The organism is Mycobacterium sp., assembly GCF_032159765.1.
GTDB lineage: Bacteria > Actinomycetota > Actinomycetes > Mycobacteriales > Mycobacteriaceae > Mycobacterium.
This window is the reverse complement of sequence record NZ_JAVHWM010000051.1, coordinates 1-19,484: the sequence shown is the minus strand read 5'-3', so window position 1 is coordinate 19,484 and position 19,484 is coordinate 1. Positions and strand designations below refer to the sequence as shown.

The 19,484-nt window shown below is 65.2% G+C and carries 19 protein-coding genes and 3 pseudogenes; 9 read left to right on the top strand and 13 right to left on the bottom strand.

Features of this window, described 5'->3' with window-relative positions; all coding sequences use genetic code 11:
* The 4 genes and pseudogenes from QOH60_RS05355 to QOH60_RS05340 all read left to right on the top strand — a co-directional run.
* Positions 1-278: pseudogene (locus QOH60_RS05355) on the top strand (TetR/AcrR family transcriptional regulator); the annotation flags it as partial.
* 86 nt (positions 279-364) lie between these two features.
* Positions 365-1,414, top strand: a complete 1,050-nt coding sequence (locus QOH60_RS05350) for a phosphotransferase family protein (RefSeq protein WP_526417870.1) — start codon at positions 365-367, stop codon at positions 1,412-1,414.
* A 128-nt stretch (positions 1,415-1,542) separates the two neighbouring features.
* A complete protein-coding gene (gene mddA / locus QOH60_RS05345; protein WP_526417868.1) occupies positions 1,543-2,346 on the top strand; it encodes a methanethiol S-methyltransferase in 804 nt (267 codons plus the stop codon).
* A gap of 99 nt (positions 2,347-2,445) precedes the next feature.
* Positions 2,446-3,078: an FMN-binding negative transcriptional regulator gene (locus tag QOH60_RS05340; protein WP_526417866.1), complete on the top strand. Its 633-nt coding sequence runs from the start codon at positions 2,446-2,448 to the stop codon at positions 3,076-3,078.
* A 33-nt stretch (positions 3,079-3,111) separates the two neighbouring features.
* Here QOH60_RS05340 and QOH60_RS05335 read toward each other — a convergent pair whose 3' ends face one another.
* Complete coding sequence (locus QOH60_RS05335) at positions 3,112-3,510, bottom strand: Zn-ribbon domain-containing OB-fold protein (RefSeq protein WP_526417872.1); 399 nt, start codon at positions 3,508-3,510, stop codon at positions 3,112-3,114.
* A gap of 90 nt (positions 3,511-3,600) precedes the next feature.
* On the opposite strand from QOH60_RS05335, the gene QOH60_RS05330 reads away from it, so the two are divergent.
* Together QOH60_RS05330 and QOH60_RS05325 are read left to right on the top strand one after the other, a co-directional pair.
* Complete coding sequence (locus QOH60_RS05330; RefSeq protein ID WP_526417864.1) at positions 3,601-4,794, top strand: thiolase family protein; 1,194 nt, start codon at positions 3,601-3,603, stop codon at positions 4,792-4,794.
* A gap of 77 nt (positions 4,795-4,871) precedes the next feature.
* A pseudogene (locus QOH60_RS05325) lies at positions 4,872-5,216 on the top strand (TVP38/TMEM64 family protein); the annotation flags it as partial.
* Here QOH60_RS05325 and QOH60_RS05320 read toward each other — a convergent pair.
* The 9 genes from QOH60_RS05320 to QOH60_RS05280 are packed head-to-tail and all read right to left on the bottom strand — an operon-like array spanning position 5,171 to position 15,334.
* A complete protein-coding gene (locus tag QOH60_RS05320) occupies positions 5,171-5,611 on the bottom strand; it encodes a Zn-ribbon domain-containing OB-fold protein (protein ID WP_526417862.1) in 441 nt (146 codons plus the stop codon). The pseudogene QOH60_RS05325 and the gene QOH60_RS05320 sit on opposite strands and share 46 nt — an antisense overlap.
* A 5-nt stretch (positions 5,612-5,616) precedes the next feature.
* A complete protein-coding gene (locus QOH60_RS05315; protein WP_526417860.1) occupies positions 5,617-6,825 on the bottom strand; it encodes a thiolase family protein in 1,209 nt (402 codons plus the stop codon).
* 12 nt (positions 6,826-6,837) lie between these two features.
* Positions 6,838-9,048, bottom strand: coding sequence for an acyl-CoA dehydrogenase family protein (locus QOH60_RS05310; protein WP_526417858.1), 2,211 nt, complete (start codon positions 9,046-9,048; stop codon positions 6,838-6,840).
* A complete protein-coding gene (locus tag QOH60_RS05305) occupies positions 9,045-9,710 on the bottom strand; it encodes a MarR family transcriptional regulator (protein WP_526417856.1) in 666 nt (221 codons plus the stop codon). Before QOH60_RS05305 ends, QOH60_RS05310 begins: the two co-directional genes overlap by 4 nt.
* 3 nt (positions 9,711-9,713) lie before the next feature.
* Positions 9,714-10,127, bottom strand: coding sequence for a Zn-ribbon domain-containing OB-fold protein (locus QOH60_RS05300; RefSeq protein WP_526417854.1), 414 nt, complete (start codon positions 10,125-10,127; stop codon positions 9,714-9,716).
* Positions 10,124-11,284, bottom strand: coding sequence for a thiolase family protein (locus QOH60_RS05295; protein WP_526417852.1), 1,161 nt, complete (start codon positions 11,282-11,284; stop codon positions 10,124-10,126). The genes QOH60_RS05300 and QOH60_RS05295 overlap by 4 nt, the downstream gene beginning before the upstream one ends.
* 14 nt (positions 11,285-11,298) lie before the next feature.
* Complete coding sequence (locus QOH60_RS05290) at positions 11,299-11,628, bottom strand: hypothetical protein (protein ID WP_526417850.1); 330 nt, start codon at positions 11,626-11,628, stop codon at positions 11,299-11,301.
* A gap of 1 nt (position 11,629) precedes the next feature.
* Positions 11,630-13,975: a CaiB/BaiF CoA-transferase family protein gene (locus QOH60_RS05285; protein ID WP_526417848.1), complete on the bottom strand. Its 2,346-nt coding sequence runs from the start codon at positions 13,973-13,975 to the stop codon at positions 11,630-11,632.
* Between the two features lie 12 nt (positions 13,976-13,987).
* Positions 13,988-15,334 (bottom strand): amidohydrolase family protein, encoded by a 1,347-nt coding sequence (locus QOH60_RS05280; RefSeq protein ID WP_526417846.1) that lies wholly within the window; start codon positions 15,332-15,334, stop codon positions 13,988-13,990.
* A gap of 367 nt (positions 15,335-15,701) precedes the next feature.
* Between QOH60_RS05280 and QOH60_RS05275 the strand changes: the two genes are divergently transcribed.
* Positions 15,702-16,337 carry a type 2 periplasmic-binding domain-containing protein gene (locus QOH60_RS05275; RefSeq protein WP_526417844.1) on the top strand — a complete coding sequence of 212 codons (636 nt, stop codon included), beginning with the start codon at positions 15,702-15,704 and terminating at the stop codon, positions 16,335-16,337.
* Positions 16,334-16,780, top strand: coding sequence for a hypothetical protein (locus QOH60_RS05270; RefSeq protein ID WP_526417842.1), 447 nt, complete (start codon positions 16,334-16,336; stop codon positions 16,778-16,780). Before QOH60_RS05275 ends, QOH60_RS05270 begins: the two co-directional genes overlap by 4 nt.
* Before the next feature lie 69 nt (positions 16,781-16,849).
* Here the strand turns inward: QOH60_RS05270 and QOH60_RS05265 are convergent.
* Positions 16,850-17,035 (bottom strand): annotated as a pseudogene (locus tag QOH60_RS05265) (cytochrome P450); the annotation flags it as partial.
* 46 nt (positions 17,036-17,081) lie between these two features.
* Positions 17,082-18,071 (bottom strand): alpha/beta hydrolase, encoded by a 990-nt coding sequence (locus QOH60_RS05260; RefSeq protein ID WP_526417840.1) that lies wholly within the window; start codon positions 18,069-18,071, stop codon positions 17,082-17,084.
* A 227-nt stretch (positions 18,072-18,298) separates the two neighbouring features.
* Here QOH60_RS05260 and QOH60_RS05255 point away from each other — a divergent pair, with 227 nt between their 5' ends.
* Positions 18,299-18,724, top strand: a complete 426-nt coding sequence (locus QOH60_RS05255) for a GAF domain-containing protein (protein ID WP_526417838.1) — start codon at positions 18,299-18,301, stop codon at positions 18,722-18,724.
* On the opposite strand, the gene QOH60_RS05250 is transcribed toward QOH60_RS05255, so the two are convergent.
* Positions 18,675-19,313, bottom strand: a complete 639-nt coding sequence (locus tag QOH60_RS05250) for a TetR/AcrR family transcriptional regulator (protein WP_526417836.1) — start codon at positions 19,311-19,313, stop codon at positions 18,675-18,677. The two genes, QOH60_RS05255 and QOH60_RS05250, sit on opposite strands and share 50 nt — an antisense overlap.
* Between the last annotated feature and the right edge of the window lie 171 nt (positions 19,314-19,484).

Sequence of the window (19,484 nt, the reverse complement as noted above, 5' to 3'; positions counted from 1 at the left end):
ATTTTCAGAGCACGTATTCGCTTGGCTCCCTGGCTGACACCGAACCAGACCATGTGCTGCACCAGATGAAACGCTCGCTGCCGGTCATGCGCGACCGGGTGGCTCGCATCATCTCGGGCGAGAACAGCGAGGTGGCGGCCGCGGCCGTCGTCCGTATCGCGGTGTGCCATTACATGATCGGCGACGGCAGCCCGGAGGAGTTCCTGGCCGAACTGCGGTTGGCGGCGGGCCTCGAACCGTCACGACGACGGCTGCGCAGGGCTGCAGCCGCGGGATGAGCGCAGGAAACCTTGTTACGTAGCGCCCATCGAACGTAAATCGGACGGGCTTTACATTCGAGGTGCGATATGTAAATCTGATGGTCATGGCTGGCATCGCCCTCGAGGCACGCGACCTGGCGGAAACCCGCAGTCAACTCGAGTCGTGGTTCGCGCACAGGTTCGGCGCCAAGACCGACGTCTCCGACCTACGCGCGGCGAATCGCGCCGCAGGGTGGTCGAGCGAAAGCCTGGTGTTCGCCGCCAGTGCAGAGGGAGCGACCCGCGAATACGTCGTGAGGATCCCTCCCGGTGGCGGGGGCATCTTCCCGAGTTACGACCTGGGTGCGCAGACCCTCACCCAGGACTTGCTGCACGAGTATGGGATACCGACCCCGTCGCCCCTGTACTACGAACCTGACAAGTCCTGGATCGGCGCCAAATTCCTTGTGATGCCACGTATTATCGGTCACACTCCGTCCGACACCTCGTACGCGACGCGGGGGTGGCTGCATGATGCCGGCCCCGATGTGCAACGGCGGGTTCATGATTCGTTCGTCGAGACAATTGCTCGTCTTCGACAGGTGCCGATCACAGACGCGACATGGCTGCATCGCCCTGGCGGCGTCGGCGTCACCGCCGAATTGGCATGGTGGCGCGACTATGTGAAGTGGGGCACCGACAACCAGGTGCCCGACCTCATGACGGAGGCGTTCGGCTGGCTGGTCCGACACCAGCCCGATGACACAGGCCCGCTAGCGGTCTGCTGGAACGACGCGCGGCTGTCCAACGCGATCTTCGACGACACGGGTCAGATCGTCGGTGCACTCGACTGGGAGCAGGCCTGCATCTGCCCCGCGGAGACAGACTTCGCCTGGTGGTTGGCCACCCGCAGGCAGACGCTGGAGGTCACCGGTGTCGATCTCGACCCCGAGCTGCCGGGCTTCGACTCGCGCGACGCCATCGTTCGCCGATTCGAGGAGATGATCGGCCGTCCGCTGATCGCGCTCGAGTGGTACGAGATCTTCGCCATGGTGCGGATGGGATGCTGCATCCTGCGCACACAGGTTCTGCTGCGGAAAATCGGGCAGGGCGACCACTTCCTCACGCGCGCATCGTTCCTACCCGAGTGGACGAAGGAAGCCATCCGCGGCTAGCAGGTTCGGCAGCGCGGCATTCTGCGCTTGTGGCCCTGACCTCGGTATTTCATCACTGCACAACGTTTGGCCAAAACGCGAGCCGATGCTCAGCGGGCAATGACCTGACGACCGAAGGGGTCACCTCGATGAGCACTCAGCCTTACGCAACCGGATGCCCGGTCCTCCATCACACGACGGCGTCCGAACCTACAGGGAGCACGACAGCGCGCGTTGCCGGTTTGGCGTACGGCGCGTTCTGCTACGCGATATTTCTGGCCACGTTCCTCTACGCGATGGGGTTTGTCACCGGCGTGGCCGTGCCGCGGACCATCGACCGGGCGATCGACGCGCCGCTTGCGCAGGCGGTCGTCGTCGACGTCGCCTTGCTTACCGTGTTCGCGTTGCAACACAGCGTGATGGCCCGGCCCGGCTTCAGGCGGTGGTGGACCCGGTACGTTCCGACGTCGATCGAGCGCAGCACTTACGTGTTGCTTGCGAGCGCGGCGTTGGCCCTGCTGTTCTGGCAATGGCGCTCGATCGACATCCCTGTGTGGCACGTCGATCCGTCACCTGCCCGGATCGCTCTGACCGCGCTCGGCTGGGCCGGTTGGGGAATCGTACTGGCGTCGACGTTCATGATCGACCACTTCGAGCTGTTCGGACTCAAGCAGGTAGTGACGCAGTGGCGGTCAAAGCCGCACGCAGAAGCCGGTTTTCGCACGGTCCTGCTCTACCGCCTGGTTCGCCATCCGTTGATGCTGGGCTTTCTGATCGCCTTCTGGGCGACACCGACGATGACAGCCGGGCATCTGTTGGTCGCCGCGGCCACAACGGGATACATCCTCATCGCACTGCAACTCGAAGAGCGCGACCTGGTGAACGCATTAGGCGACACGTACCGTGGCTACCGGCAGCGCGTGCCGATGTTGCTTCCGCGACCTTGGCGGTGATCGCCCTCGCAGCCGCGTGGCCGCTCGTTGACCGACCGAGGGAGAATACGAGCGGTCCGCGGCCCGCCCGATGGCCCGGTTACAGGTGGAGATTGCACGATGTACGTTCCACAGCAATTCGCGCTGTCAGACGACGAGACGGCGGCGGCCCTGCACGCCGCGAGCTTCGCCTACCTCGTCACCGGCACCGCCGACGGCCTCATGGTGTCGCCGATTCCGCTTCTCTACAACGAGAGCGCCCACACGTTGGTCGGCCACGTTTCCCGGGCGAACCCGCACTGGAAAGCCGACGGCGCGCAATCGGTCGCGATCTTCGGCGGCCCTAAGGCATACATCTCGCCTAACTACTACCCCACCAAGGCCGAGACAGGCCGGGTGGTTCCGACGTGGAACTACGAAGTCGTCAACGTATACGGACAACTGGTGGCCCATGACGACGCCGGGTGGGTGCTCGACCTCGTGACCGCGTTGACGACCAGGCACGAGCAGAGCCAGGCACAGCCCTGGCGCGTGACGGATGCGCCCGAGAAGTTCACCGCGGCGCAGCTGAGGGCGATCGTGGGCGTCGAGCTGGTGATCTCGCGCGTCGAAGGCAAGGCGAAGATGTCTCAAAACCAGCCTGTGCAAAACCAGGCCGGTGTCGTTGCGGGCTTGACGGATTCCGCGTCGCCGGCCGACCGCCGGGTTGCCGACGCCGTGGCCGAGCGCAACGGGCTGCCACGCACCGTATGACCTGCGCGAAGTGGAGCGGCTGGTGGCTGCCCGCTAAGACCGCGGCGCGAATACCGGGACGAAGACCGTCTCTTCGTCGACCTCGTGGCGTTCAAACCGCACGTCGACGGCCATGCCTATCGAGACCGAGTCCGGTTCGCAGTCAACGATATTCGCCGCGATGCGAAGATCAGCCTGCTCGTCGAGTGTAACGATCGCAATCACGTATGGGACGGGCACGGCGGGGTTGTAGGGCTGGTAGTTGACCGTGTACGTGAACACCGTCCCGCGGCCGGAAACCGGACGCGCAACGAGTGCACCGCCGCAGTCAGGGCAATCCCCGGCAGGTGGGCTGACCCACAACTCGCAGCGAGTGCACCGTGCGATCAGCAGCTGCCCGTCGGCGCCACCGGTCCAGAACGCGCGATTGTGTTCGCCGAGTTTGGGCAGCATCCGCGCCGGGGCGTCATCAGACATGCATGAGAAAGTACATTCCAAGCTGTTGTCTTTACAAAAATGGCCAGGTGAACGGATGGTTGGGCGATGAGCCACTTCGAGAAGGATGCGATCATCAGCGGCCTCGGTATTTCGCGGATCGGGCGCAAGACGGGCATCCCCGGCGTGGAGCTCACGCTGGAGGCCACGCGGATGGCCATCGAGGACGCCGGCCTGACGGCGCAGGACATCGACGGGATCGCCACATTCGGCGACACCCCGCCAACCGAAGTTGCTGAGGCACTGGGCATTTCAGCCGGAGAGGTACCCGTCGGGTTCGGTACCGGCGGTGTGCTCATCCCTGTGATGTCGGCGTTCCGGGCGGTGTCGGAGAAGCAGGCGCGGCACGTCCTCGTGTATCGGACCGTCGCGATGCTCGGCGGGTCGATGACCGGCTCGACGGCATCACCGATGCTGAACCCGCTCGCGTCGCCACCGGTCGAACCGCGTATCCCGGGAACGCGACGCAAGCTCAAGCCGTTCGAGGACATCGACGAGTTGGTGGCCGCCCACGCCTACTCGGCCGCGAACTGGCTGGCGATGCACTGCCGGCGGCACATGGAACTGTACGGAACCACCAAAGAGCAGCTGGGCTGGCTGGCCGTTAACAGCAGGCGCAACGCCGGACTCAACCCCCTCGCCGCCTTCCGGACGCCGATGACCATGGACGACTACATGTCCTCGCGTCCGGTCTCGACGCCGTTCGGACTTTTTGATTGCGACGTGCCGATCGACGGATCGATCGCACTCGTTGTCTCCCATCGTGATTACACCGCGGACTGCCCTCACCGCGCCGTCGCGGTGGAGGCAATCGGCGGAGCGTACGGCTCGGGAGGCTGGTTTCACCGAGACGACTTCCCGAAGATGGCCTCCGTGGAAGCGGCGGCCGAGATGTGGTCGCGCACCGACCTCACGCCGTCGGACGTCAACGTCGCCGAACTGTACGACGGCTTCACCTTTCTCACGTTTGCCTGGCTGGAAGCGCTGGGTTTCTGCGCCGACGGGCAAGCCGGCCCGTTCGTGGAGCAAGCCAAGCGAATAGCGCTCGACGGCGAGCTGCCGTTGAACACGTACGGAGGGCAATTGTCCGCGGGACGCATGCACGGATACTGGCTGCTCCACGAGGCGTGCCTTCAGCTGCGTGGCCAGGCCGGTGAGCGTCAGCTGGCCCTACGCCCGCAGGTCGCCGTCGCCGCGGCAGGCGGCGGCCCGATCGCGGGATGCATGCTGCTCACATGCTGAGGCCGTCTTGAGGTCCTAATTGTCGGAGTCGTCGCCGCTGTCCGGACAAAAAACGTCAGCCGCCATGGCTCAGCGCGCTCGGGCCAGAGCGCGCCGAGCGCCTGGACGACCTGATCAAGCGGCGGGGACTGTGGGCTGTGGTCGGTCAGCGGTTCATCCCGGGTATGTCGGACGCGCTGGGCTCCTACGCCATCGGCTCTTTCGGAGTTCCGTTGTGGCAGATGGCTGTTGGAGCGTTCATCGGTTCGGTGCCCAGAGCGTTCGTCTACACGGCGCTGGGCGCCTCGATCGGGGACCTGTCCTCGCCGTTGGCCTACGTGGCGGTCGGCGTGTGGTGTGTGACAGCCATCATCGGGGCCTTTGCCACGCACCGGTTCTACAGAAAGTGGCGGGCCCGGTCCGAACCCCCAGCAGGCTCGTAACGCAGCATGGTGACGTCGTGTTCGGGGTAATCGCAGAACACAGGCTTCACCCGCATTCCGACACTGAGCTGTTCCGGTTCGACATTGACCATCTCTGTGGAAAACCTTGGGCCCTCGTCCCATTCGACGATCGCCAGCATCTGCGGCACCGCATCGGCGAAATGCGGGCCGACCGGCCTGCGTGCGACGGTGTACGAGTACAGGATCCCCATCCCCGAGATCTCGCGCCATTCGAGGTCCGCGGCCAGCGTTCGAGGCGCCCGCACGCGCGGGTAGAAGACCCACGCCCGCGTCGACGGTGAGTACTGGATCGCAATGCGATGCTGCGCGAGCGCATCCCAGAACGGCGCGGTGGTGGGCGTCTTGACCGGCATGGGTCGTTCGAAATTGGCCATGGTGATCAGTCCCCCTGCAGGATGAGAGTGGTCTGCTCGGACAGGATTCCGCCGTTGCCCGACACGAACGCGCGATCGCAGTCGGCCACCTGCGCCGCCCCGGCACGGCCCATAATCTGGCGCGACGCATCGCACACGTGGTGCATCCCCCCGGCCAGACCCGCCTGGCCGAAACCGAGTTGGCCGCCGGCAGTGTTCAGCGGGAAGTCGCCGGAAAACGTCAGGTCATGGCCGGCGACGAACTCCATGCCCTTGCCCTTCTCACTGAAGCCGGCGTCCTCGAGGGAAAGCAGAACCGTGATCGTGTAGCAGTCATAGATCGACACCATGTCCATGTCGTCGCGGCCGAGATCGGTCATGGCAAAAGCGGTTTCGGCCGCCTTCGCGATCGGTGTCTGCAGCAGATCGGCGGCGTACGTCGGCGTCTTGAACGGCACGTGCTCGCCGAAACCCCTGACCCATACCGGCCGATTCTTCGCCCGCCTCGCGACGTCGGCGTTCGCCACCACGACGGCAGCGCCGCCGACGCACGGCATCACGATTTCGAGCATGTGCAGTGGGTCCGCGATGACCGGGCTCGCCAGCACGTCGTCGACAGTCAGAGGAGTGTCCTTCCAGATGGCGCCGTCGGTGTGGTTGGCGTTGACCCGCTGGTCGACGACGATCTTGGCCATCGCGCGTTCGTCGTAGCCGTAGACCGCGCCGTAGCGCTGCGCGACTTGACCGTACGGGCCGTTCTGCCCGATGTTGCCGTACGGGATCTCGAATTCGGCTTGCGGAGAACCATACTGGTTGCTCGACGCACCGAAGAACACCGCGTCGGACAATGCCTTGGGTTTCTTCTCCGATGCCGGCGTGATGTAGCGCGAAGGCATACCACAGAGCACCACGTCGCACAGCCCCAGCTCGATGGCCGCGGCTGCGCGCCACACCATCCCTGCCGCACTCGCACCACCGAGGTCGAGCAGCTCGGCGAAATTCGCGTCGACACCCAGATATTCGGCGATCGTCGACGGCACGAAGAGCTGCGTCTCCTGCGAATGCGACGTGCAGATCCCGTTTACGGTTTCAGCCGACAGCCCCGCGTCCTGCAGCGCGACGGCGGCCAACTCGGCCCATTGTTCAAGGGTGAAGGGCGCCGGGCCGGCCTTGTTCAGTCGCTCCGGGGGCAGCTCTACATATCCGACGATGGCTGCTTCGCCACGCAATCCCATGCGGTTCCTTTCCTACTTCCGCGGCAGCCCGAGAATCATCTGGGCGATGATATTGAGCTGGATCTCTTTGGTTCCGCCGCCGATGAGTTCAGCCGGCAGGCGCAGATAGGACGCCACCACTTCGCTGTCCTCGACGATTGCCTGCGGGGCGGTCAGTTCGAGAGTGGCCATTGAAGCGCGTCGCAACATCGTGTTCATCGCGACCTTCGCGATGCTGGACGCCGGACCGGCGGCTTGCCCGTCGAGCAGCCTGATCACCTCGCGCACCGCGAGCACCTTGATCGCATTGCCGTACGCATCGACCTGGCCCAGCGCGTGCAAAGCCGGAACTTGCTCGGGCCCAGAACGATTGGCGAGGCGGCGGAGTTCCACGGCCCGATCGAAGTTCACATAGCCGCTGATCGCAACCCGCTCCTGAGCCATGGTGGCGATCGCCAGAGTCCAGCCGTCCGTAGGCTCGCCGAGCAGCATCTCGTCGGGCACGAAGACATCTCGAAGGAAGATCTCGTTGAAGTGCTCGTCGCCGTCGGCTGTCCGGATAGGTTGCAACTCAATGCCTTCGGATGCCATGTCGACGATGAAGTAGCCAATGCCGCGGTGTTTGGCAGCGTCAGGGTCGGTGCGGGCAAGCAGCGCGCCGTAGTCGGCATGCTGGGCCGCCGACGTCCAGATCTTGTGGCCGTTGACCCGCCACCCGCCGTCGACCTTCGTCGCCTTGGTGGTCAGCGACGCGAGATCAGAGCCGGCGCCCGGCTCGCTGAACATCTGGCACCATGCGAGTTCGCCGCGTTGAGTGGGTGGAATCAGCCGTGCCTGGATCTCGGGCGACGCGGCGTTCACGAGCGTCGGCAGGATCCACTCGGCGATACCGAGAGAGGGCCGGACCAGATCGGCGCGCTTGCCGAACTCGTCGTCAATGATGAGCTGTTGCAGGGGCGTCGCGTCGAGCCCCCACGGCGCCGGCCAGTGCGGTGCGATGAGGCCGGCCTCGGCGATGAGGGTGCGTTGCGGTCCGGTGGCGAAGTGGTCGTAATCGCCCTGCCGACCCGGCCCGTCATTGCGCAATGTCAGCGCGTGATCGAGCACCTCGGCCACATGTCGACGGAAATCGGACTCGGTGTCACCGAGATTCACTGCCACATCACGGTTTTCGCGGCAAGTCAGCTCACCCAGGGATTTTGCGAACCGGTTCGCCGGGCCCAGGGATGCCGCGAGTGCGATGGCCCTGCGCCAATAGAGGTGGAGGTCGTGCTCCCAGGTGAAGCCGATCGCGCCGAACATGGTCAGGGCGTCGAGAACGACTTCGGGTGCCGGGATCACCGTCATCAGCGCGGCACCTGCTGCCGCGATTTGGTTCTGGGGCAGGGATTCCTTCGCGGCGCGCACCGCATCCCAGGCCGCAGCGGTCGCCAGTTCGGCATTCACCAGCAGCATGGCCGCCTGGTGCTGCAGCGCTTGAAAAGTCCCGATCGGTTTGCCGAACTGCTCGCGGGTGCGCAGATGCGTGGTCACCGCGTCAACACACCACCGGACGGTTCCCGACGCCGCGCTGGCACAGAGTGCCGTGGCCACGCACCGCGCCCGCTCGGTATCGATGCCCGCCAGAGCCGAGGACGGCGGGACGACATGGCCGTCGAGGTGCAATACCCCGATGTCGGTGGTGAGGTCGGTGCCGCGCAGTGTCGTGATAGTCGCTGATGAGGACGGGTCGAGCGCGAACCAGATCGCGCCGTCATCGACCAGCGCCCCGGCCAGAATCACCTGCGCCGAACAGATTCCGAGTGTGGCGCCAGATGTACCAGTAACCGACCAACCGTCGGCGGTCTTCGCAGCGCGCAGGCCACCGTCGGGTAGCACCACGGTGGCGGCAGCCCCGTCGGCGAGCCGGCCCATCAGCGTGCTCACGGCAGGCGCGTCGTCGGCCAGTAATGCCACCGCGCCTGCCGTGACCGTCGACAACACCGGGCCCGGCAGCAGGGCCGTGGCTGCCGCCTCCACCACACAGGCGGCATCGATCAATGCCCCGCCTCCCCCGCCGACGCGCTCTGGCAGGTGCGCCGCGTGAAAACCCGTGGCGACGAACTCGTCCCACCATTCAGGGAGCTGCCCGGCAGCCAGTGAGTCGAAGTTCTTGCGGGTCGCCTCGATCGGAGCCCGCCGGCCCGCGAACTGCGCCACCGCGCCGGCGAGCTGTTGCTGCTCGGACGTGAGCCCGATGCTCATGCTTCCTCGACTCCTTGTTGATTCGTACCCTGGCGGCTGCGTCGTCGAATCTGGCCCTTGGGCCGCTTGACCCTGCTGGTCGGATCTCGTGTTGTGCCCGAGGCGATTTCGTCGCGGAGCTGCTCGATGTTCGACAGCTCGGCGTACAGGCCGCGGATGGCATAGTCGAGCACGGCGAGCGAGATCCGTTGGTCGGGATCCTGGGTGATCCCGACATCGTGCGACCGTTTACGGCTCCACAACGCTTCGTCAAGTCGCGCGCGAGTGGACTCCAGATGGCTGTCGAGTGCCTCCAGGACTCGGTCGGGGTCTTCGCCTCCTGCCAACCAAGTCCGCAGGATCACCGGATGTTTGACGACGACGGGGTCGTGACTGGGAAAGTGCTGCACCCACCTACGAAGGCCCTCAAGCCCTTCCGGCGTCACCTCGTATAGCGTGATCGCACGTCGTCCCGCGTGGGCTCCCGTCTCCTTGACCATGTTTCGGGCCAGCAAACGATCCAGCTCACGGCGGACGTGGCTCACCGACGGCGACCAGTAGAAGTACCCCACAGACAGTTCCGCGCGGAGTTTGATTTCACCGGCGGTGAGCTGTTCGTCGTTAGCCGCCAGCACCCCGAGAACGAGATACGCGGTGGTGGGCAGATCGTCTGTGCGTGGCATCTGTCAGGCCTGCGCGGTGAAGTAGGGCAACGTCAATTCCTCGTTGACCGCAACGAATTCCACCCGTACGGGCAGACCGACCTTCAGGTCGCGCTCGGCGGTGAACACGATGTTCGTCAGCATTCGGTAGCCCTCGCTCATCGTGACGATCGCGGGCGCATACGGCGCGGCGAACGCCGCCGTGACCGGTCGATGGACCACGGTCCAGCTGTAGATCTCGCCGAGTCCGCCGCTGCTGGCCCAATTCAGTTGCCCGGAAAGGCAATACCGGCAAAATTCGGTGGGCGGGAAGTTGGCCTGCCCACAGTCGCCGCAGTTCTGGTATCGCAACTCGTGCTCCGCGCATCCCGCCCAGAACGGCGCACTCACGGGGTTGCTACCATGCGGCACATGCCCGGACTGGGGTTGCAGGGTCATCGCGGCTGGCCTCCGAGTAACAGCACGGTAGTGAACAAGGCACCGGCTCCCCCGTTGCTGCACAAGGCGATACGCGCGCCGGGAATCTGAAGTGCGCCGGCGTCGCCTCGGAGCTGCTGCACCGCGCGAATCGCGCGCTGCATCATCTGAGGGTTGGCGCCCGCGTGGCTGAACGACATCGTTCCGCCGTCCGTGGTGACGGGATGGCTGCCGTCGATCGCGATATGACCGTCCTCGACGAACGGCCCGCCCGCCCCGTCGGGGCAGAACCGGAACGCCTCCAGCTGGCGGATGATCTCGAACGAGAACGGATCGTAGAGTTCGAGAACGTCGACGTCGTCGCGCCCGATGCCCGCGTGTGCGAAAGCCAGGTCCGCAGCGCGTCTTCCGACGACCCCGTTGGGGTCACCACCCGTACGGCCGGTCAAATCCCATTCCGGCGGATGCTGATACGACGGTCCGTTGAAGTCGGCGCCGCTGCCGAGGATGTATGTGGGATCGGACGCGACATCGAACTCTGCGACATTGGCCAGCACCAGCGCGCAACCGCCTTCGGAGGTGGTGGCGCAGTCCAACAGGTGATAGGGGTCGGCGATGAGCCGGGACGCGGTGATGTCGTCCGGCGAGAACGGGCCCCGTCCGTAGTAGACGGCGTCCGGGTTGGCTGAGCCGTTGTTGCGAATGGTCGCCGCCACGATGGACAACTGCTCCCGCGTCGTGCCGTAGACGTGCATGTGCCGCCGCGCGATCAAGGCGAACTCGGCCGCGGTGAACATCCCCCAGGGCGCGACGAATTCGTTTTCCGGCCGCGTCCACGGCGCGGTGGCCTCATGGTCCCGGTACTCTCCCGCCTGCGCTGAGACCAGGACCACGACATTGGCCAGTCCGTATTCAATCGCAGCGGCCGCCTCGGTGATCATGCCGACGCCGAAATTGAACCCCTGCCAGGCGGGGCCGATTCGCATGTCGTAGATCAACGCGGTGGCCTGCTCGCCGGAGGTGATGCCGTCAACGTCGTCGAGACATAAGCCTGCGTCGTCCAGCGCTCCGCGGACTGCCTGCAGGGCAAGGCCTCTGGAGGTCTCGCCCTCCAGCCGGCGACCCTGGCGGGTGTTGTAGACACCGACGATCGCGGCTGTGCGCTTCTTCGCGCTCATACCCTCTCCATGGTCTAGTTTTCGTCTGCCACAACGCCGAGGTACGTGCCGAGAACGTCGTAGGACCGTCCGTCGCGGACGACGGTGCCGATCTTCTGCGTGCGTATCTCCCTGGCGGGCGTCCCGGCGGCCACGACGTCGATCCGCACATCGACGGGCCGCGCCGTTTCCGGGTCCGTGATCTCGACGACCATAGCCACCGCCCGCTCGGCCGCGTCCCACTCGACGCTGGTGATCCGGTGCCTGGCGGTCAGTTCCATCACCAGCGAGTGGCCGCGCACCAGGAACCGCACCGGCGCACACAACTCACCGGACCGCGGCGGAATGCACAGGGTGATGGCCATGTCAGAGCCCCGCCGGCCGGTCGCTTGTCACACCGTCGCGTTGTAGTGCGGCCCGCTCATCCGGCGACAGACCTAGAATCTCGGAAAGAACCTCCCTTGTGTGCTGGCCGTACACCGGCGGCGCGGTGCGCACCCAGCGCCGGGGCAGACCCAGAAAAGTGAACGGCATTCCCGTGCATAGGTATTCACCGACGACGGGGTGCCGGACCTGTTCCCAGAATCCGCGGGCACATAACTGTTCATCGCCGAGCAAGGACGGCGGCGCCACCACCGGTGCGGCAGCGGCGCCGCATCCGCGCAACTCCCGGACCGCACTCTGGACGGTCCGCTGCGCCGCCCAGTCGTCGAGCAGCTTGTCGATGTCATCGGCGCGAGCACGACGTCCGGCTTCGGTCGTCAACGCGGAATCGCGGCCCGACTCGGGGTGGCCAATCAGTTTGGCCAGGCCGGTCCACGTCGCGTCGTCGAGAACAGCGAGCGCCACCCACGCATCATCCCCGGTGCATCGGTACACACCTTGCGGGCAGGCGCCGGGCCCGCGGTTGCCGTCTCGTCGCAGCTCGACACCGTTCTGGGTGTATTCGAGGAGCATCTCGGCCGCGATGTTCAGTGCGGCTTCGACCATCGGGGTCTCAATCTGCATGCCCCGGCCATGACGGTCGCGGACCACCAGCCCGGCGATGGCGGCGAATGCCGCGTGCAATCCCGCGACCGGATCACACACGCCCCGCGGGATGATCGGCGCCCCATCGGAAAGTCCAGTCACCCAAGCCATTCCGGTCGCCTGCTCCATGGTCTGCGCGAACCCGACCCTGTCGCGCCACGGGCCGTCGAGACCGAACGCCGGCATCCGCACCATGATCGCGTTCGGATTGGCCGCCTCGATCGCGTCCCATTCGAGGCCGAAGTTCCCCATCACCCGTGGGGAGAAGTTCTCGACGACGAGGTCGCACTCGGCCACCAGGTCCAGCAGCACCGCCCGTCCCTGCGGGAGACTCAGCTCGAGGCTTATGCCCCGCTTGTTCGTATTGCTGCACAAGAAGACCGGTCCCCACTCCCACCACAGGTCCCACGTCGGCGGACGCCCCCCGGCGAAACGCATGCCGTCGGGCCTGCGCACCCCTTCCACCTTGATGACATCGGCGCCCAGAGCTGCCAGCACCTGGGTGGCGACGGGCCCCGCCCAGAACGCGGTGAGGTCGGCGACGCGTAACCCGTTGAGCGGCAACATGTATCCGTCGCGCGGTGCCGCCACGTCGTTGCGCGCGTGCCAGTGCACCCCACCGGAGTCTGCGCCCACCCGCGGTGGTGACCCTGGCGCTCGGGTGGCAATCGCCTCGCTGCGATAAGGCACCCGCGGTTGCACGCCGCGTCCCGTTTCGACGAACACACCGCGCGCGACGAAATGGTCGATGCCGGCGACCGTGCTCGGCGACGCGATGGGCGCGACGGGGATCCTGAAAGCCGCTGCAAGATCGATGATTTCGCCAGTGGTCTTGTCCTGTGTCCAGCGATGGACGATGTCGAGGAATTCGTTACGGCGCCGTACCCGCCCGGCCATCGACGCGAGGTCGGCGTCGTCGACGAGGTCCGGTCGTTCGATCAGCACCAGGAAGTCCTGGAACTGCTGAGCGGTGATGGTGCAGAACCCCACCAGTCCGTCGGCAGTCGGAACGATCGACGGAAGCTCGAGGCTGCGCTGGGTCAGCAGCGAGTCCTCGCCGAGCACGCTGGCCGACATCGCCGAGAGGCTGCCCATCGCGACGACCATCGACTCGTACACCGAGACGTCGACGGCCGCGCCGCCACCGCCGTTGCGCGCGTGCCGAACCGACGCGGCTGCCACGACCGCGGCGAACGTACCCGCCAGCCACTCACCGATCCGCCCGCCGGCCTGCAGGGGTTCCGAGCCCGGCCATCCGCGGCTGGCGATCGAACCGCACAGCGCTTGCAGAATGAACTCGTTCGCCACCACCTGGTCGTCGACGTAGGGGCCGGTCGTGCCGAACGGTGTCACCGCGACGACAACGGCTGAGGAGTTCGTCAGCGACGTGACGCGCTCGAGCGACCAGCCATCTGACAGGTCGGTGAGGACGAGGTCGGCGCCTGCGAAGAGGCTCGCAATCTCGGCGTCCTCCCCGACGACGGACCGTTTGTCTGCGGCGAGATAACCGAACAGCGCATCCGAGGACTGCCGCATCGGATCACCCTGCGCCGACTCGATTTTGACGACATCCGCGCCGGCATCAGTGAACATCTTGCCGCAGTAGGCCACCGCGATTCCACTGGACAGCTCCAGCACTCGCCAACCCGCGAACGGCGGGTGCCGTACTGCGTCATCGGTCACCGGCTGGCCCGCTCAGCTACCCAAGGCGTGTGCACGGTCGGCGATGCCCGTCGCGTCGACTGTGCGTGCAGCGTCTTGGGCCTGCCGCGCGAATGTCGTCATCCGCGTCCAGGTGTCGCGATCACGTTGACTCGCCTTGTGCCCGACGTGGGTGACCACGTCGACATCGGTGGCTTGCGCGCGCAGGGCTTTCGCCCGGGCCTGTTCCTTGAGGATATGCCTGAAGGGGTCGAAAGAATATGCCGCCATGGCATTCTCGTGGGTGATCTTGTTGATCACAGCATCGTCGAGGTGTCCCATGGTCTGCAGCACATCCTCGGGTGCGAACGGCCAGTTGCTGTCGGAGTGCGGGAAATCCGACTCCCAGCACAGCATGTCCTCGTTGAACCAGTCCATGTTCTTGACGCCGACTTTGTCGCTGATGAAGCACGTGTACATGTGGCGTCTGAACACATCGCCCGGTCCGTCGTAGCCCTCGGGGAACGTCGCGTTGGTCCACCCCGAATGCCGTTGGAAGACATGCTCGGCGCGCCAGAGAAAATACGGGACCCAGCCCACGTCGCCCTCGGTGAGCGAGAACTTGATCTCGGGGAAGTCGGCGTAGAACTGCGCCCACAGCAGCTCGACGAACGTGAACATGCTCATCATCGACGACGCGGTCATGGCGACGCTGGGTGGCGCATCCAGCGACATCATCGGCGACCTCGACGACGAGCCGACGTGGGTGCACAGCACCGTGCGGTTCTCGCACGCCGCCTCGAAGAGTGGATACCAGTGCTTGGTGTGGATGCTCGGCATGTCCAGGGCTTCGGGATTTTCCGAGAATGTGACTGCGTGGCAACCCTTTTCGGCTAGCCGCTTGATCTCCTTGGCCGCTTCATGGACATCGAAGAGGGGCAGAATGCCGCACGGGATGAACCGCCCGGGGTAGGCGCCGCACCACTCGTCGACGTGCCAGTCGTTGTACGCCTTGATCATCACGAGGTTCATCTCGCGATCGGGCCCCTGGTTCAGCACCTGGCCCGAGAACCCGGTGAAATTAGGGAAATTGAGCCCGGCGAGCTGACCGCCGGCATTCATGTCACGGACGCGCTCGTCGACGTTGAAACATCCCGGCCGCATTTCGTCGTACCGGGACGCATCCACGTTGTACATCTCGCGCGGCTTGCCCGCGACGGCGTTCAGCCCCATGTTCCGCCCGCGGATGTCGCCGTAGTACCACTGCTGAATTCCGTCGGGCTCGATCACCACGCGCGGCGCGTACTCCTTGTACTTTGCCGGCACGTGAGCGTCGAACATGTCCGCAGGCTCGGCGATGTGGTCGTCGACGCTGATCAGGATCAGATCGTCCGTATTCACAGTGACTAGTAGACGATGTTCTTGCCGACATGTCAATGGCGTCGAGATCAGACTTATGACACGTTTTCCGCCGTAAACCGTGCTTTAAGTCTGCTCTCGGCAGGAGGACGTCGACTGACTAATAGTCAATGATCAAGGCGCCAAGGACGCGCAGACTCATACCCGCGAGCGTGAAGCCACGGCGAACCGCCTCGGCGTGTCGTCGCCGTAGCCCCGGCGCCGAAAGTGACGTCACGTAGACGAAGTGCGAGTACCGAGCGCCATAACGTCACTTTCGTTCACCGCACGGGATTCCCGATCCCAATTGACGGTTTCGTAGAAATAGGCCGGGGTACCCGCTTCTTATCAACCGTAGGAGGTTAGCGAAATGGCTGTGTGGGGATGGTTTTTCATCGTTGCGCTGGTGGCGGTAGCGGCGCTGGCCGTCGTGCTCGTGTGGGCATCGATGAGGCGCAGGAAATCCAGAACGCTCAAGGAACGGTTCGGTCCAGAGTACGACCACACCGTCAGTGAAGTGGGCGAACAACGTGCTGCGGAGAAGGAACTCGTTGCGCGCCAACGCGAACGCAGCAAACTCGACATCATCGAATTGACGCCCGAGGCCCGCGAGCGGTATGCCACCCAGTGGCGCGACGTGCAGGCCGCCTTTGTCGACCACCCGGACAGCGCCGTGAGCGAGGCGGACCGGCTTGTCTCCGAGGTGATGCGCGAACGCGGCTACCCGGTCGACGACTTCGACCGCCGCGCGTCGGACATCTCCGTCGACCACCCCGACGTGGTCGCGAATTACCGTTCGGCGCACCAGATTTACGAAGCGCAGGGCAACGGCGCCACCGGCACCGAGGACCAGCGCGAGGCATTCGTCCACTACCGGGCGCTGTTCGAGAAATTGCTCGGACACGACGAAGACGTCAAGGCACAAGACGTCAAGGCACAAGACGTCACGCCAGAAGACGTGAAGGCCGAAAACGCGAGAACCGACTCGAAGGAGACGCTGGCATGACCACCCACGATCAGCAGGCCGAAACCCTTGCTCAGCAGCCCGAAACCGTCGCGCCGCTGGACCAAGAATTCCCACCGGCACCGACGACCGCTCCCGCCGCCGACACCGTGTCGGCCGCGGCCGCCGAGCCGGCTGTGGCCACCGACGCGCCCGTCGCGGAGGACGCGTCATCCGACGAAGCGCTGTTTGCGGAGGGTGACCTCTCGAACCTGCGGTTGCGCTGGACGGATATCCAAACGGAGTTCGTCGACGATCCGCGTCAGTGTGTGCAGAACGCCGACAGTCTCGTGTCCGACGTCGTCGATCAGCTCACCGCGGGATTCGCCGCGGCGCGTTCGCGTCTCGAGGAACAGTGGGCGCGAGGCGAGGAGATCTCAACGGAAGACCTCCGTCTGGCGCTGACCCGGTACCGCGAATTCTTCGAGCGGTTGCTGCAGGTCTGATGCGAACCAGCGGTGCGCGAGTCCGGGTGCGGCCAGACATGATGCCCGGCCGTGTCCGGATGTCCTGTCCTACAACACAAGAAGAGCGCTGCCTGCGAAACGATCAGGATCGAACCGATGCGGATCCGACCACACTCGGGGAGCGAAATGAACTGCAGGAACCGCAATTCCGATGACGTCGTTGGCTGCGTAGGTCACACCGTCGACACGATGCGGTGCGTTCAATGCCGCAATACATGTCTCATTCACCACCGCGGTGAGATAAGGGTTGTCCGGTAACGCTTCCGTTCAGAGCGAGAAGCTATGCCCCCAGCGCCCGCCCGATGGTGGTGTTCCAGGACTCCTGCATCTCCGACTCGAACAAACCCCAGGTGTGGGAGCCCTCCGGGCGCACGACGTACGTGATCGGAAGGCCGCCGGCCGCCGCGGCATCCGCAAATCGCCGTGTGTTGTCGGCCACAATGCCCTCGATGAGGCCACCGGTGAAATTGTTCCCGAATCCTTCGGGCAACCGGTCGACGGCGCCCTGACCGCCTCCTGAGGCAGCCGCGTAGACCGCCACGCCCTTCAGTTTGCCGATGTTCTTCGACGGATCGTGCTGCACCCAGAGCGGCCCGCCCTGTGGGCCCCACATGTCGCCCGCATTCGCGCCGCCGCCCGACAGCGTCAACGACACCTGCTGGGCCGCATCAGGGTCCGAAGGCGCCGGGAAACCGCTGTAGCACCCCGCGGCCTTGAAGACTCCCGGCGCCTGCACGGCGTAGTCGATCGCGGTGCCCCCGGTGCTGGATAACCCGCCGACCCCGTTCTTGCCGTTGGCCTTGTACTGGGCGTTGATGAGTGGCGGCAGCTCGCGCGTCATGTAGGTCTGGTACTGCTTGCCAGGGTCGTTGACCCAGTCAGTCCACCAGCTGAACGCGCCGCCGAGCGGCGAGACGACGTTGACGTTCTTGTTCGCGAAGAAACCCTGGATGTCGGTCATCCCGAACCAGGCCTTCATCCCAGGCGGGATGGGGCCCTCCAGGTCGTCGCCACCGTCGATGCCGGGCAAGAGATAGAACGTAGGCGCACCCGCTTTGGGAGCCTTGAAGACGTCGTTGACGATGACTTTGTTCATCGACGGCGAGAACACCGAGACCTTGTCCCAGCGGTCGTTGACGTGCTGAATGTCCGTGATGCGCGCGGCATCGGCGGCTGCGTGAGGAGCCGCAGCCAACGGAATCGACACGAGAGCAAATACCGAGATCAGCGCGACGACGGACGCGCGGATACGACTCATCAGTTGGGTCACCGGCTGATTATGTAGATGGGGGAACCTTTAGGCAAGCTTAACGACGGGGCGCCGCCCGATGTCTGGGAGAAATCGGTGAGGCGACTTCCGATCTGGCGAGACGTGAATCACCTTCCAGCTGCGAACAATTGATTGTTCAAGGGGCAAGCTGGCCGGGGTCCGCGGTTGAGATCGTGATAGCGCGGGTATCGATAAGCGTGTTCCCTGCCGCCGTCTATCGCGCGCCGATGCGATCCCGCGTCGAGGGAATCGAGTTGCGGGCGACCATCGAACGCGCACGCCGGCTCGGCTTGTGCGGCTTCGGCGCTCTGGTGAACGGGCGCGACGAGCGGGACCGCCTACAACGGCGGGTCGCTCGGTTCGCTGATGTCGACGAAGGCGCGTTCGTGTGGACCCGCGACGCGGACGGGCTGTTCTGGCTGGGCCGGATCAACGGGCCGTACTTCTACGACCGCGACGACGACGCCGCCGCTGTCGATCTCGTGCATGTTCGGCCATGTGACTGGCTGCCCGAGCCGCTCATAGAGCCAGATGTGCCCGCTGCCGTCGTCGCCACATTCCGGCGCGGCGGGAGAAACTTTCAGGCGACACATGACCCGTCGGTCAGCCAAGAGACCCAAAAGATTTGGGATCAGTCGCGGCGAGAAGATTAGGCGGCCGGCGAGCCGCTTTCTTCACGGGCAGCCCGGCCGCCGCCCGGATTTGGCGCAGCGCGGCGGCGTCGTCGGGATCAGGAAAAATGTAGTGGCTCAACGCAGTTCGCGCGATGGCACCGGCGACGTCGCTGGCAGGCGCCACCAGCAACACGTCCTCGTCGCGGACGCAGTCTGCAAGCACCGCCGCCAACGCCCTGGTCATCATCGGCAGGACCTGTGCCATCTGGTCCTGAGTGAAGCCGGGCTCGAGGTCCACGAGGCCACGGGGCGGCTGCTCCTTCAGAAAAGCCACCACGACGTCGATGGCGGCGTCAAGCCGGTCAAGGCCGACAGTGCCCGCGACGGCCTCGTCCATCGCAGTGTTGAAGCGGCGGTACTCGTTCTTGCCCAAGGCGTCGATCAATTCCTCCTTGGAAAGGAAGTAGCGGTACACCGTGGGGCGGGAGACCCCAGCCATCGTTGCCACGTCGGTCAGCGAAAGTCGCCGGGCACCGTTTCGCAAGACGAGGGTGCGCGCCGCGTCGAGGATCCGCTCGGCCACGTCCATGGGATCTGAGCCGGACGGGCGCGGCTGTGAAGTCGGCACGGCAGCGACCCCTCAGCCGAGCCGGCCGAGTTCGCGCAGCCACGGGATGAGCAGGCGCAGTCCGTCGTCAAAGGACATCGGGTCGTACCCCAGGCGCGTGCTGGTCAGATTGTCCTTCGGCCTTGGCGGCCGCACATCGCGAGCCGCGGCGGCGGCGATCGCCATCAGCGT

Bases quoted from the DNA above. Each gene is read 5' to 3' on its own strand.
- QOH60_RS05350 (WP_526417870.1), top strand. From the start codon at position 365: ATGGCTGGCATCGCCCTCGAGGCACGCGACCTGGCGGAAACCCGCAGT.
- mddA (WP_526417868.1), top strand. From the start codon at position 1,543: ATGAGCACTCAGCCTTACGCAACCGGATGCCCGGTCCTCCATCACACG.
- QOH60_RS05340 (WP_526417866.1), top strand. From the start codon at position 2,446: ATGTACGTTCCACAGCAATTCGCGCTGTCAGACGACGAGACGGCGGCG.
- QOH60_RS05335 (WP_526417872.1), bottom strand. From the start codon at position 3,510: ATGCTGCCCAAACTCGGCGAACACAATCGCGCGTTCTGGACCGGTGGC.
- QOH60_RS05330 (WP_526417864.1), top strand. From the start codon at position 3,601: ATGAGCCACTTCGAGAAGGATGCGATCATCAGCGGCCTCGGTATTTCG.
- QOH60_RS05320 (WP_526417862.1), bottom strand. From the start codon at position 5,611: ATGGCCAATTTCGAACGACCCATGCCGGTCAAGACGCCCACCACCGCG.
- QOH60_RS05315 (WP_526417860.1), bottom strand. From the start codon at position 6,825: ATGGGATTGCGTGGCGAAGCAGCCATCGTCGGATATGTAGAGCTGCCC.
- QOH60_RS05310 (WP_526417858.1), bottom strand. From the start codon at position 9,048: ATGAGCATCGGGCTCACGTCCGAGCAGCAACAGCTCGCCGGCGCGGTG.
- QOH60_RS05305 (WP_526417856.1), bottom strand. From the start codon at position 9,710: ATGCCACGCACAGACGATCTGCCCACCACCGCGTATCTCGTTCTCGGG.
- QOH60_RS05300 (WP_526417854.1), bottom strand. From the start codon at position 10,127: ATGACCCTGCAACCCCAGTCCGGGCATGTGCCGCATGGTAGCAACCCC.
- QOH60_RS05295 (WP_526417852.1), bottom strand. From the start codon at position 11,284: ATGAGCGCGAAGAAGCGCACAGCCGCGATCGTCGGTGTCTACAACACC.
- QOH60_RS05290 (WP_526417850.1), bottom strand. From the start codon at position 11,628: ATGGCCATCACCCTGTGCATTCCGCCGCGGTCCGGTGAGTTGTGTGCG.
- QOH60_RS05275 (WP_526417844.1), top strand. From the start codon at position 15,702: ATGGCTGTGTGGGGATGGTTTTTCATCGTTGCGCTGGTGGCGGTAGCG.
- QOH60_RS05270 (WP_526417842.1), top strand. From the start codon at position 16,334: ATGACCACCCACGATCAGCAGGCCGAAACCCTTGCTCAGCAGCCCGAA.
- QOH60_RS05255 (WP_526417838.1), top strand. From the start codon at position 18,299: ATGCGATCCCGCGTCGAGGGAATCGAGTTGCGGGCGACCATCGAACGC.